This is a genomic window from Streptomyces sp. NPDC001732 (assembly GCF_053596315.1).
Window position 1 is genome coordinate 1 of the sequence record NZ_JBSFFY010000021.1, and the last position, 15,183, is coordinate 15,183.

At 70.8% G+C, this 15,183-nt stretch carries 12 protein-coding genes; 6 read left to right on the forward strand and 6 right to left on the reverse strand.

What is annotated here, in order from left to right; genetic code table 11:
- From ACWCXX_RS20955 to ACWCXX_RS20965, 3 genes are all read left to right on the forward strand, one after another.
- Window positions 1-76: adenosylhomocysteinase (locus ACWCXX_RS20955; protein ID WP_351584125.1), on the forward strand; the 76-nt coding region annotated here is incomplete at its 5' end.
- A 491-nt stretch (window positions 77-567) separates the two neighbouring features.
- On the forward strand, window positions 568-1,734 hold the full coding sequence (locus ACWCXX_RS20960) for a hypothetical protein (protein ID WP_451129313.1): 1,167 nt from the start codon (window positions 568-570) through the stop codon (window positions 1,732-1,734).
- A gap of 131 nt (window positions 1,735-1,865) precedes the next feature.
- Window positions 1,866-4,013: a hypothetical protein gene (locus ACWCXX_RS20965; protein ID WP_451129315.1), complete on the forward strand. Its 2,148-nt coding sequence runs from the start codon at window positions 1,866-1,868 to the stop codon at window positions 4,011-4,013.
- Between the two features lie 76 nt (window positions 4,014-4,089).
- Here the strand turns inward: ACWCXX_RS20965 and ACWCXX_RS20970 are convergent, their stop codons facing one another.
- A complete protein-coding gene (locus ACWCXX_RS20970; RefSeq protein ID WP_451129317.1) occupies window positions 4,090-5,373 on the reverse strand; it encodes a peptidoglycan DD-metalloendopeptidase family protein in 1,284 nt (427 codons plus the stop codon).
- Between the two features lie 533 nt (window positions 5,374-5,906).
- Between ACWCXX_RS20970 and ACWCXX_RS20975 the strand changes: the two genes are divergently transcribed.
- The 3 genes from ACWCXX_RS20975 (at window position 5,907) to ACWCXX_RS20985 (ending at window position 8,250) form a co-directional block, all read left to right on the forward strand.
- Window positions 5,907-6,857, forward strand: a complete 951-nt coding sequence (locus ACWCXX_RS20975) for a hypothetical protein (RefSeq protein WP_451129319.1) — start codon at window positions 5,907-5,909, stop codon at window positions 6,855-6,857.
- A gap of 185 nt (window positions 6,858-7,042) precedes the next feature.
- Window positions 7,043-7,480 carry a hypothetical protein gene (locus tag ACWCXX_RS20980; protein WP_451129320.1) on the forward strand — a complete coding sequence of 146 codons (438 nt, stop codon included), beginning with the start codon at window positions 7,043-7,045 and terminating at the stop codon, window positions 7,478-7,480.
- Window positions 7,477-8,250 carry a hypothetical protein gene (locus ACWCXX_RS20985; RefSeq protein WP_451129322.1) on the forward strand — a complete coding sequence of 258 codons (774 nt, stop codon included), beginning with the start codon at window positions 7,477-7,479 and terminating at the stop codon, window positions 8,248-8,250. The genes ACWCXX_RS20980 and ACWCXX_RS20985 overlap by 4 nt, the downstream gene beginning before the upstream one ends.
- 137 nt (window positions 8,251-8,387) lie before the next feature.
- On the opposite strand, the gene ACWCXX_RS20990 is transcribed toward ACWCXX_RS20985, so the two are convergent.
- The 5 genes from ACWCXX_RS20990 to ACWCXX_RS21010 are packed head-to-tail and all read right to left on the reverse strand — an operon-like array spanning window position 8,388 to window position 15,171.
- A complete protein-coding gene (locus tag ACWCXX_RS20990; protein WP_451129324.1) occupies window positions 8,388-10,007 on the reverse strand; it encodes an amino acid adenylation domain-containing protein in 1,620 nt (539 codons plus the stop codon).
- Between the two features lie 43 nt (window positions 10,008-10,050).
- Window positions 10,051-11,004 carry a lysine 5,6-aminomutase subunit beta gene (kamE, locus tag ACWCXX_RS20995; protein WP_451129326.1) on the reverse strand — a complete coding sequence of 318 codons (954 nt, stop codon included), beginning with the start codon at window positions 11,002-11,004 and terminating at the stop codon, window positions 10,051-10,053.
- Window positions 11,001-12,584 (reverse strand): lysine 5,6-aminomutase subunit alpha, encoded by a 1,584-nt coding sequence (gene kamD, locus ACWCXX_RS21000; RefSeq protein WP_451129328.1) that lies wholly within the window; start codon window positions 12,582-12,584, stop codon window positions 11,001-11,003. Before kamD ends, kamE begins: the two co-directional genes overlap by 4 nt.
- Window positions 12,581-13,765, reverse strand: coding sequence for an L-erythro-3,5-diaminohexanoate dehydrogenase (kdd, locus tag ACWCXX_RS21005; RefSeq protein ID WP_451129330.1), 1,185 nt, complete (start codon window positions 13,763-13,765; stop codon window positions 12,581-12,583). The genes kamD and kdd overlap by 4 nt, the downstream gene beginning before the upstream one ends.
- The gene (locus ACWCXX_RS21010) at window positions 13,762-15,171 is read right to left on the reverse strand and encodes a KamA family radical SAM protein (protein ID WP_451129332.1); all 1,410 of its coding nucleotides are present in this window, start codon (window positions 15,169-15,171) and stop codon (window positions 13,762-13,764) included. The genes kdd and ACWCXX_RS21010 overlap by 4 nt, the downstream gene beginning before the upstream one ends.
- Window positions 15,172-15,183 lie beyond the last annotated feature (12 nt).

Consider the following 15,183-nt stretch of genomic DNA (forward strand, 5'->3'; position numbering starts at 1 on the left):
CCTGCGCCCGGAGCAGGCCGCGTACATCGGTGTCGAGGTCGAGGGCCCGTACAAGCCCGACCACTACCGCTACTGACCCCACCACCACTGACCCCACCACCACTGAACCCACTCACCGGCGACCTCCACACCCCGGGCAACGGCGCCGACTGTCATCCGTCAGGAGCACCCGCGGAACCGGTCCACCGCGGCAATGCGGCTTCCCGCTCCCAGTGCCTCCCGCATGAGCCCCGACAGGTTGAGCCCCGACAGGTCTTCGATGTCCGCTGATCGCCGCATCCGTGGAACCTATTGAAGAACCCACTGAAGGCGACGCCGCGAGGCACGCCGCCAACCAACGGCCCCAACAGCCTTGTTGGCTGGAAACCGCTGATCACTCAACCCGCTTCCGACGCTACGCTGAGTGTCAAACATGGAGCGTAGAAGGCGGGCGGCATGGACGAACCGACAACGGAAGAGCTGCAACAGCCGGGGGACGGACCGCCGAGCGCGGTGGTGGGGTCGGCGCAGCCGGGTTGTCGGAAGAGAACTCTTCGGAAGAGAACTCTGCTGTTCGGCTGTGCAGGCTTGGCGCTGGTGCTGATCGCGGGCCTGATCGTCTGGCTGAACCTGCCGTCGTCCGAGCGGAACCGGGAGCCCTTCGACCGGGCGGTGTCCAGACTCGGGACGGCCCAAGGGATGCGCTACACGACTACCGAGGTGGACAACGGGCTCACCGGCAAGAAGACGCGGCAGGACATCACGGTCACCGCCCACGGCGAGCAGTACGGCACCGTCAGCATTCCGGACCTGGGCATAGACCTGAAGATGCTCAGGGTCGGCGGACGGACCTACAGTTACGAGACCTCAGACGGGCCGTGGGCCAAATGGGAGGCCGGTGGCTATTCGAGTCTGCTCGGCCCGATATCCGGCCGACGCCCCGCTCCCGGCAAGCTGGCCGACCAGCTGTCAAAGGCCCTCGACGCGCTCCCCAGGCTGCCCGCGCCCGAGGACCCGGACCTGCCGGCTCTCACGGTGGGTGGGGTGCCCGCGTTACGGGCCGACACGGCGATGGGTGCTCTCCTGGTGGCCAAGGAACCGCCGTACCGGGTACTGCGCTTTGAGCCGGCCGTCAAGAAGCCGTCCCCGGACCAGGCGCAGCCAACCGGAAAAGAAGAAGCCCCGCCTGCGGCCCCCGCTTCCGAGGGCCTGAACCTCTTTCCGGTCTCCGAGGCCCAGGCCGACCGGATGTACGACACCCTGGCGGCCGACACCGCGCAACTGACCAATGCGGAAGACGCCGAAGTCGACTTCACTCTGGAAGGAAGCGGAACCCTGAAGTGCAGAGCCAATGGTTGCCATCTGAGGCAGGCTTTCACCGGGGAACTGTCCACCGACGCCGCAACCCGCATCACCGCAGGCAGGATCACTGTCAGCATGAGGGTCACACTGGACATCGAGGGTCGGAAAGCCGGTGAATGCACCAGTCGGCCGCAGAGTCTCCGGGTCACCGGGAAGACCGTGTCCGGTCAGCAGTCCTGCTCGGCCCCGGAGGCAGGCCCGGTCTGGGCGGCCGTCGATGCCGAGAAACGTGCCGCGGCCCGTGCGGAATCCAGGGCCACCGGTAGGACGGTCACCTACAGCGTCCGCTCGCACGCCCGCGCCGAGGTGTTCGCGCGGGCCATCGCCCAGGTCGAGGTGGACCGGCTGCTCGCACGGCAGCGGCAGCAACGGAACTCCGGCAAACACTCTTGACCGGTGGGGGTGGGGGCTCGGTGCTCGGCAGGAATCTCGGCGCCCGGCAGAGTCTCGGTGCCCGGCGGCGCGATGCCTCGTTGCCGCGGCACAGAAAGGTCAGTCAGCCGACGAGCACGGAGTGAGCGGACATGATGCGGACACGTCGCTGTAGCCCCGCCGTACGGATGGGCCGGTACGGCGCCACCCTGCTGGCCCTCGGTGTTCTGGGCGCCGGCCTGGCGCCACCTTCGGCGGTGGCGTCCGGCGCCCCCGCCATCGGCCAGTCCGCGGAGCCCGAAGCCGGGGGTGAGTTCGCGGAGATCGCTCGCGAACTCCTGAAAAATCCGATCGGCCGGGCCGGGTTCGAGGCACATGAGCGTCTCAAGATGGAGGACGGCAGTCGCAATCTCGCCGTCATCTGGTTCGACTTGACGGGTTTTCAGGCCACGCACGTGGAGACGATCACACGGGAGTTCGGAGAGGAAACCTTCCGTACGGACGCCGCCTACATCGGGTACGGCAGGCTGTTGAAACGCGAGGGGAACGAGGCGCTCTTCGATCAGATGGGCATTCAGGGGAATGGCCCGCTGCTGGAGTTCGCTGCGGTCAACGCCCCCAAACGGCACCATTCCGAGGCCATCATCTACCAGAAGAGCCTGACCGCGGTCCTTTCGAGGCTCGGCCTGCGGGACAAGGCGATCAGGAGGTTGCTGGGGAGGGCGGTCGGCGGTTTCTCGGACCGAGGGCGCTGTGCGGCCTGCCTGAAACTGACCGTCGACATCGATGAATACGGCAAGAAAAACAAAAAAGACAATTTTGTTTCCGCGACGCCGTACGAGACCAAGCAGGAGAGAACGGCTTCGTCGAACCGGGTGAAAGGCATCACGAGCGCGGCGCTCGCCCAGCTCAGGCGGGAGCGGAAGGAACAGAAGGCCAAGGCGAAGCAGCCCCTGCCGGGCCAGGGCGCCTCGGACCCCACCTGCACCGCCATGCCGAGCGGTGACGGTGGACGTCCCGTGATGGCGATGACCGTGCCCCTTGCCGCCGAGGGGTGTGGCAGTGGGGGCAAGGGTGCGAAGCCGGGCGGTCTCGACCGGACCCTGACCGCTCCTGCTGGTCCCGAGGCCTACGGAGGAGTGGATTTCTCCACGTTGGAGATGCGTTACCTCTCCGACGACCCGGACGGAATGCGGTACGCGTACTCCTCACGATCCCTGCCCAAGGGCTACCAGCAGGACACCGAGCTCGGTATGAGGGTGATGCAGAACGCAAGCGCCGACCTGCGGACCTGGCTGGTACTCGATCCGCAGAAGTTCTGGGTCAATCTCAACCCCACGGAACCGGACCGCATCGTCGATTCCGCCCTGGGGCGGACCAACGCCGGCCGCGTCATGCTCGAAGCCGACCTGCAGATGAAGCGGACGGAGGCGAAGATCCTGCACCCCGACTCGGAGACGGGCAAGCGGTTCTGGCGGGAGCTTCGCTCTTCCGCGGACGGCTCCCTCTGTTTCTCCTCCCGCATGTGGATCGTGCCCGGTCGGGTCGAGGTGCGCGAGGACGGCGGATCGCTCTACATTCTCAAGGCCCTGCTCGACGTGAAGACGGAGGCGGAACACATCGACGACCCCTCCGCGGAGTCGTGCAGCGCCGATCCCGCCGTGGACGCCCACAACGAGAAACTGGAACGTACCCTCGTTCTGCCCGAAATCGTGAAGGCGGTCAACACCGCACCGGAGTACGCACCCCTGCGCCGCGCGTACATGGCGCGGATCGTCGCGCAGTGGGTGCACGAGCGGCACCGGCAGGGGCACCGCACCTCGTTCGACGAATTGATCGGCTCCAAGGAATTGGGCCCGGCCGAACTGGACGGAAACTGGCGCCCCAAGGACGTCTTCGACGACTACGTCCACTCGTATCGCCACAAGGAATTCGACATTACGCGGAAGACCCGCGACGGACGGGTCACCCGGATCTCTCGGTACGTGTACGGCGGCGCGGACCTCACGAACGTGAGCCTGACCGCCGTCACCGCGGCGCAGATGAGCGAGCGGTATCCGCAGCTCGCCCGGTCCGCGCAGGCCTCCGCCGGCCGCGCGGTGACGGCGGCCGACGGCTCCATCTGGCTCGGCGGCGCGACCCGGCCCCAAGAGGAGGGCTTCTGGGGCGACCTCAAGAACGAGGCCGACAGACTGAAGGGCGGAAACGGCCTGGCCCTGGCAGTGGCCCTGCTCGCTCTGGGGGCTGTCCTGTTCGGCTTCCTGACTCGCGTGCGACGCCGCAGTCGTCCCCTCGCGTGAAACCGGCCGTTCCCCGGGGCGGAGGCCGCCCCGGGAAGGCGGGAGAAGGCGAGTCGGAAGCGAGTCGGAAGAGGGATCAGAAGACGAACTTGAACGTGCCCCAGCCGTTTCCGATCTTCGCGGGGCTGCTCAGGCCGGTACCGTTGTGCGGGTAGTACAGCAGGTCTCCCGCGGAGCTGACGCCCAGCACGTCGGCCTTGCCGTCGCCACTGAAATCGGAGGCGAATACGTGCTTGAACGTGCCCCAGCCGTTTCCGATCTTCGTGGGGGTGCCCAGGCCGGTACCGCTGTGCGGGTAGTACAGGAGGTTCCCCGAGGAGTCGACGCCCAGCACGTCGGCCTTGCCGTCACCACTGAAATCGGCGGCCATGACCTGCTTGAACGTCCCCCAGCCCTGCCCGATCTTCACGGGGCTGCTCAGACCGGTACCGCTGTGCGCGTAGTACAGCAGGTCTCCCGCGGAGCTGACGCCCAGGACGTCCGCAGCGCCGTCGCCGCTCCAGTCGGCGGCCATGACGTGCTTGAACGTGCCCCAGCCCTGCCCGATCTGGGCGGGGGCCGTCAGCTTGTAGCCGTTGTTCGGGTAGTAGAGGAGGTTCCCCGCCGAGCTGACACCGAGCACGTCCGCAGCGCCGTCGCCGCTCCAGTCGGCGGCCATGACGTGCTTGAACGTCCCCCAGCCCTGCCCGATCTTCACGGGGCTGCTCAGGCCGGCACCGTTGTGCGGGTAGTACAGCAGGTCTCCCGCGGAGCTGACGCCCAGGACATCGGCGTAGCCGTCGCCGCTGAAGTCGGACACCCGCTCACCGTCGGGCCGCAGCGTCTGCAGGCGGTTCTGGCTCACCGGTGCGTAGCCGGTGGGGTAATTGGTGCCGGTCTCCACCGAGTTGGGTATCTCGCGGCTGAGCTGGCTGCTGCATTGGACGATGTTCCAGTGCAGGTGCGGGCCGGTCGCGTTGCCGGTGGCTCCGGACCTGCCGATCAGCTGGCCCTGCGCCACCCTCTGCCCGGTGTTGATGACCGTGGAGCTGAGGTGGGCGTACTGGCTGCACCGATTGTTGCCGTGGTCGATCAGCGCCATGATGCCCCCGCCGGTCGACCACCCCTCGAAGTAGACGGTGCCGGCCGCTGAAGCGACGATCGGAGTGCCGGTGGGCATGGCGAAGTCGACGGCATGGCGGTTGTAGTCGTCGTTGTGCGAATAGCCGCTGCCGGGCGTCTGCGTGATCGTGTACGCCGATCCTGCGGGATAGGGCAGCTTGAACGGGGCGCCTGGGGCCGCGTGTGCGGATCCGAGCGGAACCGTGATCCCCAGACAGGTGAGGAACATGGTCAAAGCAACGGCAATGCCGCGGCGCATGAGCGCCTCCTTGAGGTGGGGGGCAAGGAATGGTCGCCTGATTGGCGAGCGACCGTAGCAGCGGGAATTGTGCTTGTCGAGAGGGGTGTCGAAACGGTGCCGCCGGTATTGATCCGCGCCGGATTTCTATTTCGAACCGGCAATGTGTAATGCGTAATTGTCAAGTTCCGTGGGTGGCATTTAGAGGACACGGCGCGTGTTCGGAGGGTCGTCCCTGCCGCGACCGGAACACGTACGCGGCACAGTGCGACGTTGTCGCCCACCGCCTCCGCGGTGCAGGCGCCGTAGGTCGCCCGTCGCTGGATCGTTGCTCAACGTGCTTGTGCAGAGCGGTACTCGGCGGGGCATCGGCTCCGGGTCGGCGGAGGCGTGACGGGGCCAGGTCGGCCTCGTACGCGGCGACGGAAGGTCTCCGCAGATTTCCGGGAGGAGGGTGCGCCCGTGCGCCCCTCATGCGCACATCCCCGTACGCAACGGGCCTCACAGGATGGAGAGCAAGAGGTACGGGAGAGAAACGTGAGAAGGGGTAGGGCATGACGACGGCATCAGGCTCCGACGGTTCCGCAGATTTAGCGGGCTCCGCGGATTCAGTGGGTTTCGCGGGCTCAGCGGGTTCCACGGATTCAGCGGGCTCCGCGGGCTCGGCGGGTTTCACCGGCTCGGCGGGGGGCGGCAAGGCGAGGTTCGACGACATCTACGACCGGCCGGACCCACGCGCGTACTTCACCCGGCTGGCCCCGCTGGAGTACGAGATCCCGCACCACGCCCAGCCCGTCTTCCGGCAGGCCGCCGCCGAACGGGCCTCCCTCGACGACGGCCGCCCCCGCCCGTCGGCCGTGCTGGACCTGTGCTGCTCGTACGGCATCAACGCCGCGCTGCTCAACTGCGACGTGACCCTGGCGGAGATGTACGAGCGGTACACCTCACCCACTGCCCGAGCCATGACGACGGCGGAACTCGCCTCCTGGGACAAGGAGTTCTACGCCGAACGCCGCCGCCCCGACGCCGTCCCCGTCATCGGCCTGGACGTCTCGGCGCCCGCGGCGGCGTACGCGCAGGCGGTGGGACTGCTGGACTCGGCGTTCACCGACAACCTGGAGCAGCACCCACCGGGCCCCGGCCTGAGCCGCGCGCTCGCGGAGGTCGGCCTCATCACCCTGACCGGCGGCGGAAGCTACATCACCGCCCGGACCTTCTCCGCTCTGCTGGAGAAGACCCAACGCCCCGTCCGGGTCAGCGCGTTCGTGCTGCGGACCGTCTCCTACGCCCCGATCGAGCAGGCCCTGGCCGCACACGGTCTGCACACCACCCTCGACCCCTCCCGCACCTACACCCAACGGCGCTTCGCCGACACCCGCGAACAGCAGTACGCCGTCGCAAGGGTACGGGCGGCGGGCCACGACCCCTCGCGGCGCGAACAGGCCGGCCGCTTCCACACCTGGCACTACGAGTCCCGCCCCGCCACCCCGGACGGCGGACACTGAGCCGGACCGCCTCCCCGGAGGCCGCCCGGCACGGTCCGGCTCGGCGTTCCCTGCCCCGTTCGAGGTGGGGGTACTGTGGCCGGATTCGGGGCCAAGTCCCTTGAGCAGGGGCGGGATACGCCTCAAGAGCGCTATTTTTCTTGCAGACATTGCTCGGGCAGCAGTCTGGGAAGAAGGGAAGAACAGTGCTGGGAGAAGCGGGGGAGCTGGCGGCGTTAGGCGCCGCGGCATTGGTCAACGCCGCATCGACCGACGTGTGGCAGACGGTGCGGACCGGCTTCATGCGGTTGTTCGGCAGGGGTGGAGACGGCGAGGAGCGCGGTCTGCAACTCCGGAACCGGCTCGACGACACCGCGGCGGAGATCGAGAGCCTTCCGCCGGCCGACCGTGACGAGGTGCGGCGGCAGCTCGAAGGTCTCTGGGCCAGCCGGTTGGGCGTTCTGCTCGCGGCCAATCCCGAAGCGGCGCGGGAGTTCGCGGCCCTGATCCGGCAGGTACAGGCGCAACTGCCCGACGCCTCCCGGTCGTCGGGGCAGACCAACATCGCGCAGAACGGCGGGGTCCAGTACATCAGCCAGCACGGTGACATCCATGTCGGCGACGGCGGGGCGGCACAGCCGTGACCGCGGAAGAACCACCGTCCCAGCGCAACGTCGCAGGCAACGGAGGTGTCTCGAACGTCACGCAGTTCGGGAACATCATCAATGCCTCGCCTCCTCGCCGGTCTCGCGGTGTCGTCCTGGGCGCGGTCGCGGCCACCGCGATGGTGGCCGTGGCAGGCGGTGTGCTCCTGCGGGATTTCATCGGGCGCGGCAACGAGCACCGGACCCCGTCCGCCGGCGCGCCTTCGGGCTCGTACGCTCCCACGCCATCGGCGTCCGTGTCGGCCTCGAAGTCCGCGTCGCCGTCTTCCACCAAGTCGGCCACACCGTCCGATTCGCCCTCTGCCGACCCGCCGTCCAGACCGGTCGTTCCCGAGAAGCAGAAGCCCAGGACCTCACCGGTCGGCGAGTGGGTGTGCAAGGGGTCCGGTTTCAAGTATCCGACCCACTACGGCTACGGGCTGCTGCCCTGTTTCCGTGCCGTCGACGGCACCCTTCAGTACACCGTCAGAGTCCAGGTGAACCGCGCCCAAACAATCACCGTCTACTACTGGCTGTACCGTTTCGACAAGGGCGCGGACCCGAGGATCGACAAGCCGGTCGTCGGGGGCAGACACAGCTGCGAACTGTCACTCGCCCCGGGCCAGGACAGGCAGTGCGATGTGCACTCCCTGGCCCCGGCCGCGAGTGACTACGCGGTGGCGGCCACCGCCGACTCCGACAGCTACGACGGGGTCGACAGCGACGCCAAGCACTGGTCCGGCAACGCCCTTGTCGCACTGGCCGGTTGACGCTGTGGTGCGGGCGCGTACCCATGCGCGCGGGCGGGACCGGAAACCGGTCCGGGCGCAGTGTGCGCGCCTGCCACGGGGTCAGCACCGGGCACGGGCTCCCCGTACCGGGCGCGTATCCGCCACGGGGCTCCCCGTCACGCGGCCAGTGCCGCCCGGTCCAGTTTGCCGTTGTGCGTCACCGGCAGCCGGTCCAGATGGCGCACCCCCTGGGGCACCATGTGGGCCGGCAGGCGCGCGGCGAGTGCGGACCGCACCGTGCTCGCCGGAACGGCCTCCCGGTCCGCCACGACGTACGCGGTGAGCGACTGGTCCCCGTGCGGGGTCTCCGTCACCAGACAGGCCGCCCCCGACACACCCGGCAGCGCCCGCAGCGCCGACTCGATCTCGCCCAGCTCGATGCGGAAACCGCGCAGCTTGACCTGGCCGTCCTGACGGCCCGCGTAGTACAGCAGCCCGTCCTCGTCGGCCACGGCCCAGTCCCCGCTGCGGTAGTGGCGGCCGGAGCAGTCGCCCGCGTCGACGAAACGCCGCTCCGTCAGTTCCGGGCGCCCCAGGTACCCGTGGGCGACCCCGCTCCCGGTGACCCACATCTCGCCGCGCTCGCCCGGTGGCACGGGCCGGCCGTCGGCATCGCGCAACGAGACCGACAGATGCGGCAGCGGGCGCCCGATCGGGGTGCGGCCGGGCACCGCGCCCTCCAGGACGGCCGGGGTGAGCGGGCAGTACGTGACATGGACCGTGGTCTCGGTGATCCCGTACATGTTGACCAGCTCGGCCCCCGGGGCGATCCCGGAGTCCCACCAGCGCCTCGCGTCGGCGGGCACCAGCGCCTCCCCGCCGAGGACGACCCGGCGCAGCGCGGGCAGTCGCACCTTCTCGGCGGCGGCCTCGACGATCAGATTGCCGAAGGCGGAGGGCACCTGGTTGAGGACGGTGACGCCCCGGTCCGCGAGCAGCCGGGCGAACTCGGCGGGCTCCGTGGCGGTCTCGCGGTCGACGACGACGGCGTGCCCGCCGTACAGCAGCGGACCCCACAGCTCCCAGACGCTGAAGTCGAAGCTCAGCGAGTGGAACAGCGTCCACACGTCGTCCGGACCCGTGCCCAGCAGCGGCACGGCCGCGTCCAGCAGGGCCAGCACCTGGCCGTGCCCGACCACACAGCCCTTGGGGGCGCCGGTGGAGCCGGAGGTGTGGATGACGTACGCGGTGTCCTCGGGCACCCTCGGCCCGACCGGGGCCGGGCCCGCACCGGACGCGGCACGGGTCGCCAGGACGAACGGGCCCGCCTTGGCGATCGGCGTCTCGTCCGCCAGCAGACCGCTGTCGGACAGGACCAGCTCGACCCCGCCGTCCTCCATCAGGTACTCCTGCCGGGCCACTGGATAGCCGGGGTCGACGGGCAGGTACGCGGCGCCGGAACGCAGGATGCCGAGGACCGCCCCGGGGGCGTACCGGGTGCGGGCGACGCGCAGCGCGACCAGCCGACCGGGCCCGGTGCGGCCCTCCAGGCGCTGCGCGACGGCATCGGCGAGCCAGTCCAGTTCGAGGTAGCTCAGCTCGCCCCCGGCGTCGGACACGGCGGTGCGGGCGGCATTGCGGGCGGCCACCGCGGCGAACCGGGTGTCGAGACGGTCGACGGTCTCCGCCGGGCGGCCCGGGGGCCGGCCGATGGCGTCCAGCAGGGCGCCGACGTCGTCGGCGAGTCGGTCCAGTCCGGGCAGCCCGCCCGGACCGTCCTCGGGGCGGGTGTTCACGGGACCTCCCAGGTGGTCGGGGACACGGGTGGCGGGGCGCCGGTCATCCGACGTCCTCCAGCACGGCTGCGGACACGGCGGACACGGTCGGTACGGCCGGTACGGCGGAGGCGGCGGGCACCAGGGCGTGCACCAGATAACTGGCGACGTCGCCCGGCGTGGTGCCGCGGCCGAAGATCCGGTCCGCGCCCAGCGTCGCCGCGGCGGCCGGGTCGAAGCGGGGGCCGCCCACCACGAGCAGGGGGCGTTCGTGCTCGGCGAACGCGGCCCGCAGTTCCGCGCTCAGCTCCCGCACGTTGGTGAGGTGGGCGTCCCGCTGGGTGACGGCCTGCGAGACCAGGACGGCGTCGGCGCCCTCGGACCGGGCCCGGCGCACCAGCTCCCCGACCGGGACCTGCGCGCCCAGGTTCAGGACCCGCATCTGCTTGTAGTACTCCAGGCCCTTCTCGCCTGCGAAGCCCTTGATGTTGAGGATCGCGTCGATCCCCACGGTGTGCGCGTCCGTGCCGATGCAGGCGCCCAGCACCACGAGCCTGCGGCCGAGCCGGTCCCGTACCGCCGCGTCGGCCTCCTTGGCGGACAGCAGCGGATAGTCGCGCTCGGCCACCACGACCTGGTCGAGATCCACGGCGTGCGTCACGGCCCCGTACACCACGAAGAAGCTGAAGTCGGTGCCGCCGACCGCCTTGCTGTGCACGACCAGGGGACGCTCCATGCCCATGCGGCGGGCCAGTTGGAGCGCGGCGCCCTCGGCGCGCGGGCCGTGCGGCAGGGGCAGGGTGAAGGACAGCTGCACCATGCCGTCGTCGGTGGTGTCGCCGTAGGGGCGGACGGTGTCGCCGCCCTTCGGGCCGTCGTGCGGGCTGTCGTGGGGGCCTTTGTACGGGTCTTCGCGCGGGCCGTCGTACAGGTCCTCGTGCGGGGCTCTGTGCGGGGCTCTGTGCGGGCCTGCCCCGCCCTCGGGCCGGGGCGCGGTGGTCCACGGGTCGGTGTTCATCGGGCCTCGGTTCCTTCCAGGAGGTCGGTGGCCGGATTGCGGTAGCCGGGTGCGCGGGGCACGACGCCGTCCGCGCCCCGCCCGCCGTCCGCCGGGCGCCGCATCCCGCCGAACGTGCCGCGCCCGATGGCGTCCAGCAGCCCCCGGTCGCAGAGCTGCTCCAGCAGGCCGACCGCCTCGTCGAGCACCTGGTGGGCACGCCGGGCGATGAAACCGCCGGGGGCGGGATGGAAGTCCTCGGCCAGCGAACCCGCCGAGCCCAGGACGTAACGGACGTTCTGCAGTGCCAGGTCGCGGTCGGACAGGAACGGGGTGACGACGGCCTCGGTCATCATCCCGACCAGCAGGATGTTCTGCCCGGTCAGCGCCCCCGCCAGGTTGAAGAAGCCGTTGAGGAGGTAGCCGCGGAAGACGTCACCGGTCATGTGCCGGGTCGGCGGCATCCACTTCAGCGGCGCGTCGGGGAACAGCTCACGGGCCAGCATCGCGTGCGCCAGCTCCAGCCGGAACGAATCCGGCCGGTCCGGGTCGATCTCGAAGGCGTGCCCGAGCCCGAGCTGTCCGTCCGGCAGGCCCGCCTCCTTCGCGAAGTACTCGTTCAGCAGCTGACTGGCCGTCACCGTGTGGGCGGCGTCCACCGCGTCGGCGGTCGTCAGGTAGTTGTCCTCGCCGGTGTTGATGAGGATGCCCGCGCGGGCGTGCAACTGCCGGGAGAAGCGCTGGTCGACGAAGGTGCGCACCGGGTTGATGTCGCGGAAGAGGATTCCGTACATCGAGTCGTTGAGCATCATGTCGAGGCGTTCGAGCCCGGCCAGCGCCGCGATCTCCGGCATGCACAGCCCGGACGCGTAGTTGGTGAGCCGTACGTAGCGGCCGAGTTCGGCGGACACCTCGTCGAGCGCGGCCCGCATCAGCCGGAAGTTCTCCCGGGTGGCGTAGGTGCCGGCGTAACCCTCCCGGGTCGCGCCCTGCGGTACGTAGTCCAGCAGCGACTGGCCCGTGGAGCGGATCACCGCGATCACGTCCGCGCCGCCGCGCGCCGCCGCGCGGGCCTGCCGGATGTCCTCGTAGATGTCGCCGGTCGCCACGATCAGGTAGATCCAGGGCGCGGGCGGATTACCCAACTCGCCAACCATACGGTCCCGTTCGGCGCGCCGGGCGTCGATGGCGGCCAGCCCGCGGGCGACCGCGCGGTGGGCCGCCGCGGCGGCGGCCCCGGCGTCAGCGCCCTCGGGGACACGGAACGGCACGGTGCGGGCCGCGGCGTGCGCCGCCAGTTCGGTGAGGTCGCGGTACGGCCCGGTGCGCAGCGCGTCCCAGACCGGCAGGCAGACGCCGTGCTCCAGACCGACGGAGTCGGCCACGGTGTCGACGAGGCGGTTCACCCAGGGGATGCCCTCGGCGTCGGCGCCGTCGAGCCCGGCCAGCCGCAGCGTGGCCCGCTCGACGGACACGGTGGTGTGGGAACGGGCGAGGTCGACGACGGGACGGCCGGCACGGGCGGCCAGGGCGCGGGCCCGTGCGACGACGCCCGGGTCGAGGTGGAGCTTGCCGTGGGCGGGCGGTGCGGGGGCGGTCATCGGACCACTCCCTTCCCGGCGGCGCCGACGCCCGAGACGGCGTCGCCCGTGACGGCATCGGCCGTGGGCGTACGGCTCGTGGCGGTGTCGGCCGCAGTCGTACGGTTCGTGGCCGTGCGGCCCGTCGTTCCCGGTACGCGGTCGAACAGGGCGCGCACCCCCGGCTCCCCGCGCACCAGGTCGAGGGCCAGGGCGCTGTGGCCGGGCTGGTACCCGTTGCCGATCAGCATCGTGACGTCGCGGCCCAGCCCCTCGGCGCCGAGCGCGGCCGTGCTGAACGACGTCGCCATCGAGAAGAACGCCACCGTGCCGCCGTCGCGGGTGGCCAGGATCGCCGCGTGCTCGCACCCCGCCACGTCCGTGCACACCACCGTCACATCGGCCGGGCCGCCGCGGCCGTCGAGCAGCGCGTGCAGGGCGACGGCGTCCCTCGCGTCCGCCCGCACCACCTCGTCCGCGAGACCGGCCGCGGTCAGGGCCGCCTCCTCGGCGGCGTCCGGCACCACCCCGACGATCCGGCCGGCCCCGGCGCGGCGGGCGGCGGCGAGCGACAGGGAACCCGACTTGCCGCTGGCCCCGAGCACCAGCACCGAGGGAGCGGCGCCGCCCCGTGCGTACGAGGAGACCAGCCGCCCCGTCAGTGCCGGGGCGCCGCACACGTCCAGGACGGACAGGGCCAGTTCGTCCGGCAGGTCGTCCGGCAGTATCGCGGCGACGGAGCGGCCGAACAGGATGGCGTGGCCGCGCGCCGGGACCCGTTCGCTCCGGCCGTCCCAGTCGCGCAGACCGTCCGTGATCTCCAACGGGGTCAGGGTCAGCGACACCAGGGTCGCCACCCGGTCGCCGGGCCGCAGGCCCAGCGGGGAGGCGGGCCCCACCTCGGCGACGGTGCCGATCAGCATGCCGCCCGAACCGGTCACCGGGTTGTGCATCTTGCCCCGGTCGCGCACGAGCGCGCACACCGCCGCCCGCACCGCGTCCCCGTCCCCGCCGTGCGCCTCGCGCAACTGCCGGAAGGACGCCGCGTCCAGGTTCAGACAGGTGACGTCGATGCGCACCTCGTCGGGGGCCGGGCGCGGATCGGTGTCGAGCCGGACGGCGGCCTGCGGCAGCACCCCCAGCGGCTCGCGCACCCGGTGCAGCCCCAGTGCCCGGGACGTGTCCACCGGCGCGGTGCTCACGACGCCCCGCCGATCAGGGCCTGCGCGCTCGTCCACCACGCCCGCCCCTGCTGGGGCAGGGTGTGCACCGGGTCGTAGTAGTGGTGCACCCGGTCGAGCGCCGCCGGGTCGTCGTGGTCGACGGTCGTGCGGTAGTTCTTCGTCCAGGACGATATGCCGCGCTCCCGGTCGTAGCCGTCCGCCTGGTCCACCCAGCGCTTGCCGACGTACGGCACGTCGCAGACCAGTCGCGGGGTCGCGAACCCGGGCAGGTACCCCATGAGCGAACGCTGGAGCTCCTGGGCGCGGGCGAGCGGCAGCCGCCAGTGCTCGGCACCGGGGATCATGTCGCAGAGGTAGAAGTAGTAGGGCATGACCCCGGCGGTGTCCAGCAGGGCGAAGCACAGATCGAGCAGCGAACCGGTCGTGGCGTTGACCCCGTCGAGCAGCACCCCCTGGTTGCGGATGTCGCGCAGGCCCGCGTCGAGCAGGGCCCGGGACGCACGGGCGACCAGCGGGGTGACCTGCTGGGCGGCGTTGGCGTGGGTGTGCAGCGCCAGTGACACCCCCCGGGCACGGGCGGTCGCGGACAGCTTCGCGACCCCGTCGAGCACCGGCGGGGCGAGCCAGTGCTGCGGCAGCCCGACCAGGCCCTTGCTGGCGAGCCGGATGTCCCGTACCGAGTCGATCTCCAGGAGCCGGCCGACGAACGAGGCGAGCCGGGGCCAGGGCACATTGGCCACGTCGCCGCCCGAGACGACGACGTCGCGCACCGTCGGGGTGGCCCGCAGGTACTCGATCATGCGGTCCAGCCGGTCGGCGGGGCGCAGCACGAAACGGTACTTGGTGACCTGCGGCGTGGACGTCCCGACGAGGTCCATCCGGGTGCAGTGCCCGCAGTACTGCGGGCAGGTGCTCACCAACTCGGCGAGCACCTTGGTCGGATACCGGTGGGTCAGCCCCTCCACCGCCCACATCTCCGCCTCGTGCAGCGAGTCGCGGGAGGCGAGCGGGTGGCTCGGCCACAACGGGTGCCGGTCGGATGCGACCGGCAGCATGTAGCGGCGCACCGGGTCCTCGTACCAGGCGGCCGTCTCCACCCCGGTGTGTGGCGCGATCGTGTTCAGGACGTGCGGCGGCAGCAGGACCGGCATCGTCGCGTGGGTGCGCTGGTCGGCCTCGACGTCGTCGTAGAACGCGTCGTCGAGGCCGGGGCCCGCCACCGCGCGCAGCTCCCGGACCCCCTTGACGCAGTGCGCGCGCTGCCACTGGGGGTCGCACCACTCCCGCTCGGTGACATCACGCCACCCGGGAAAGCGACGCCAGTCCGGTTCCACCGCCTCGTGGCGGCGGTACGCGTAGGGCTGCGGGAGAGATTCGGCGGCAATGTCCGCGGGGGCCGCCTCGGCACGGAGTGAACGGGACACCTTGTTCCTCGG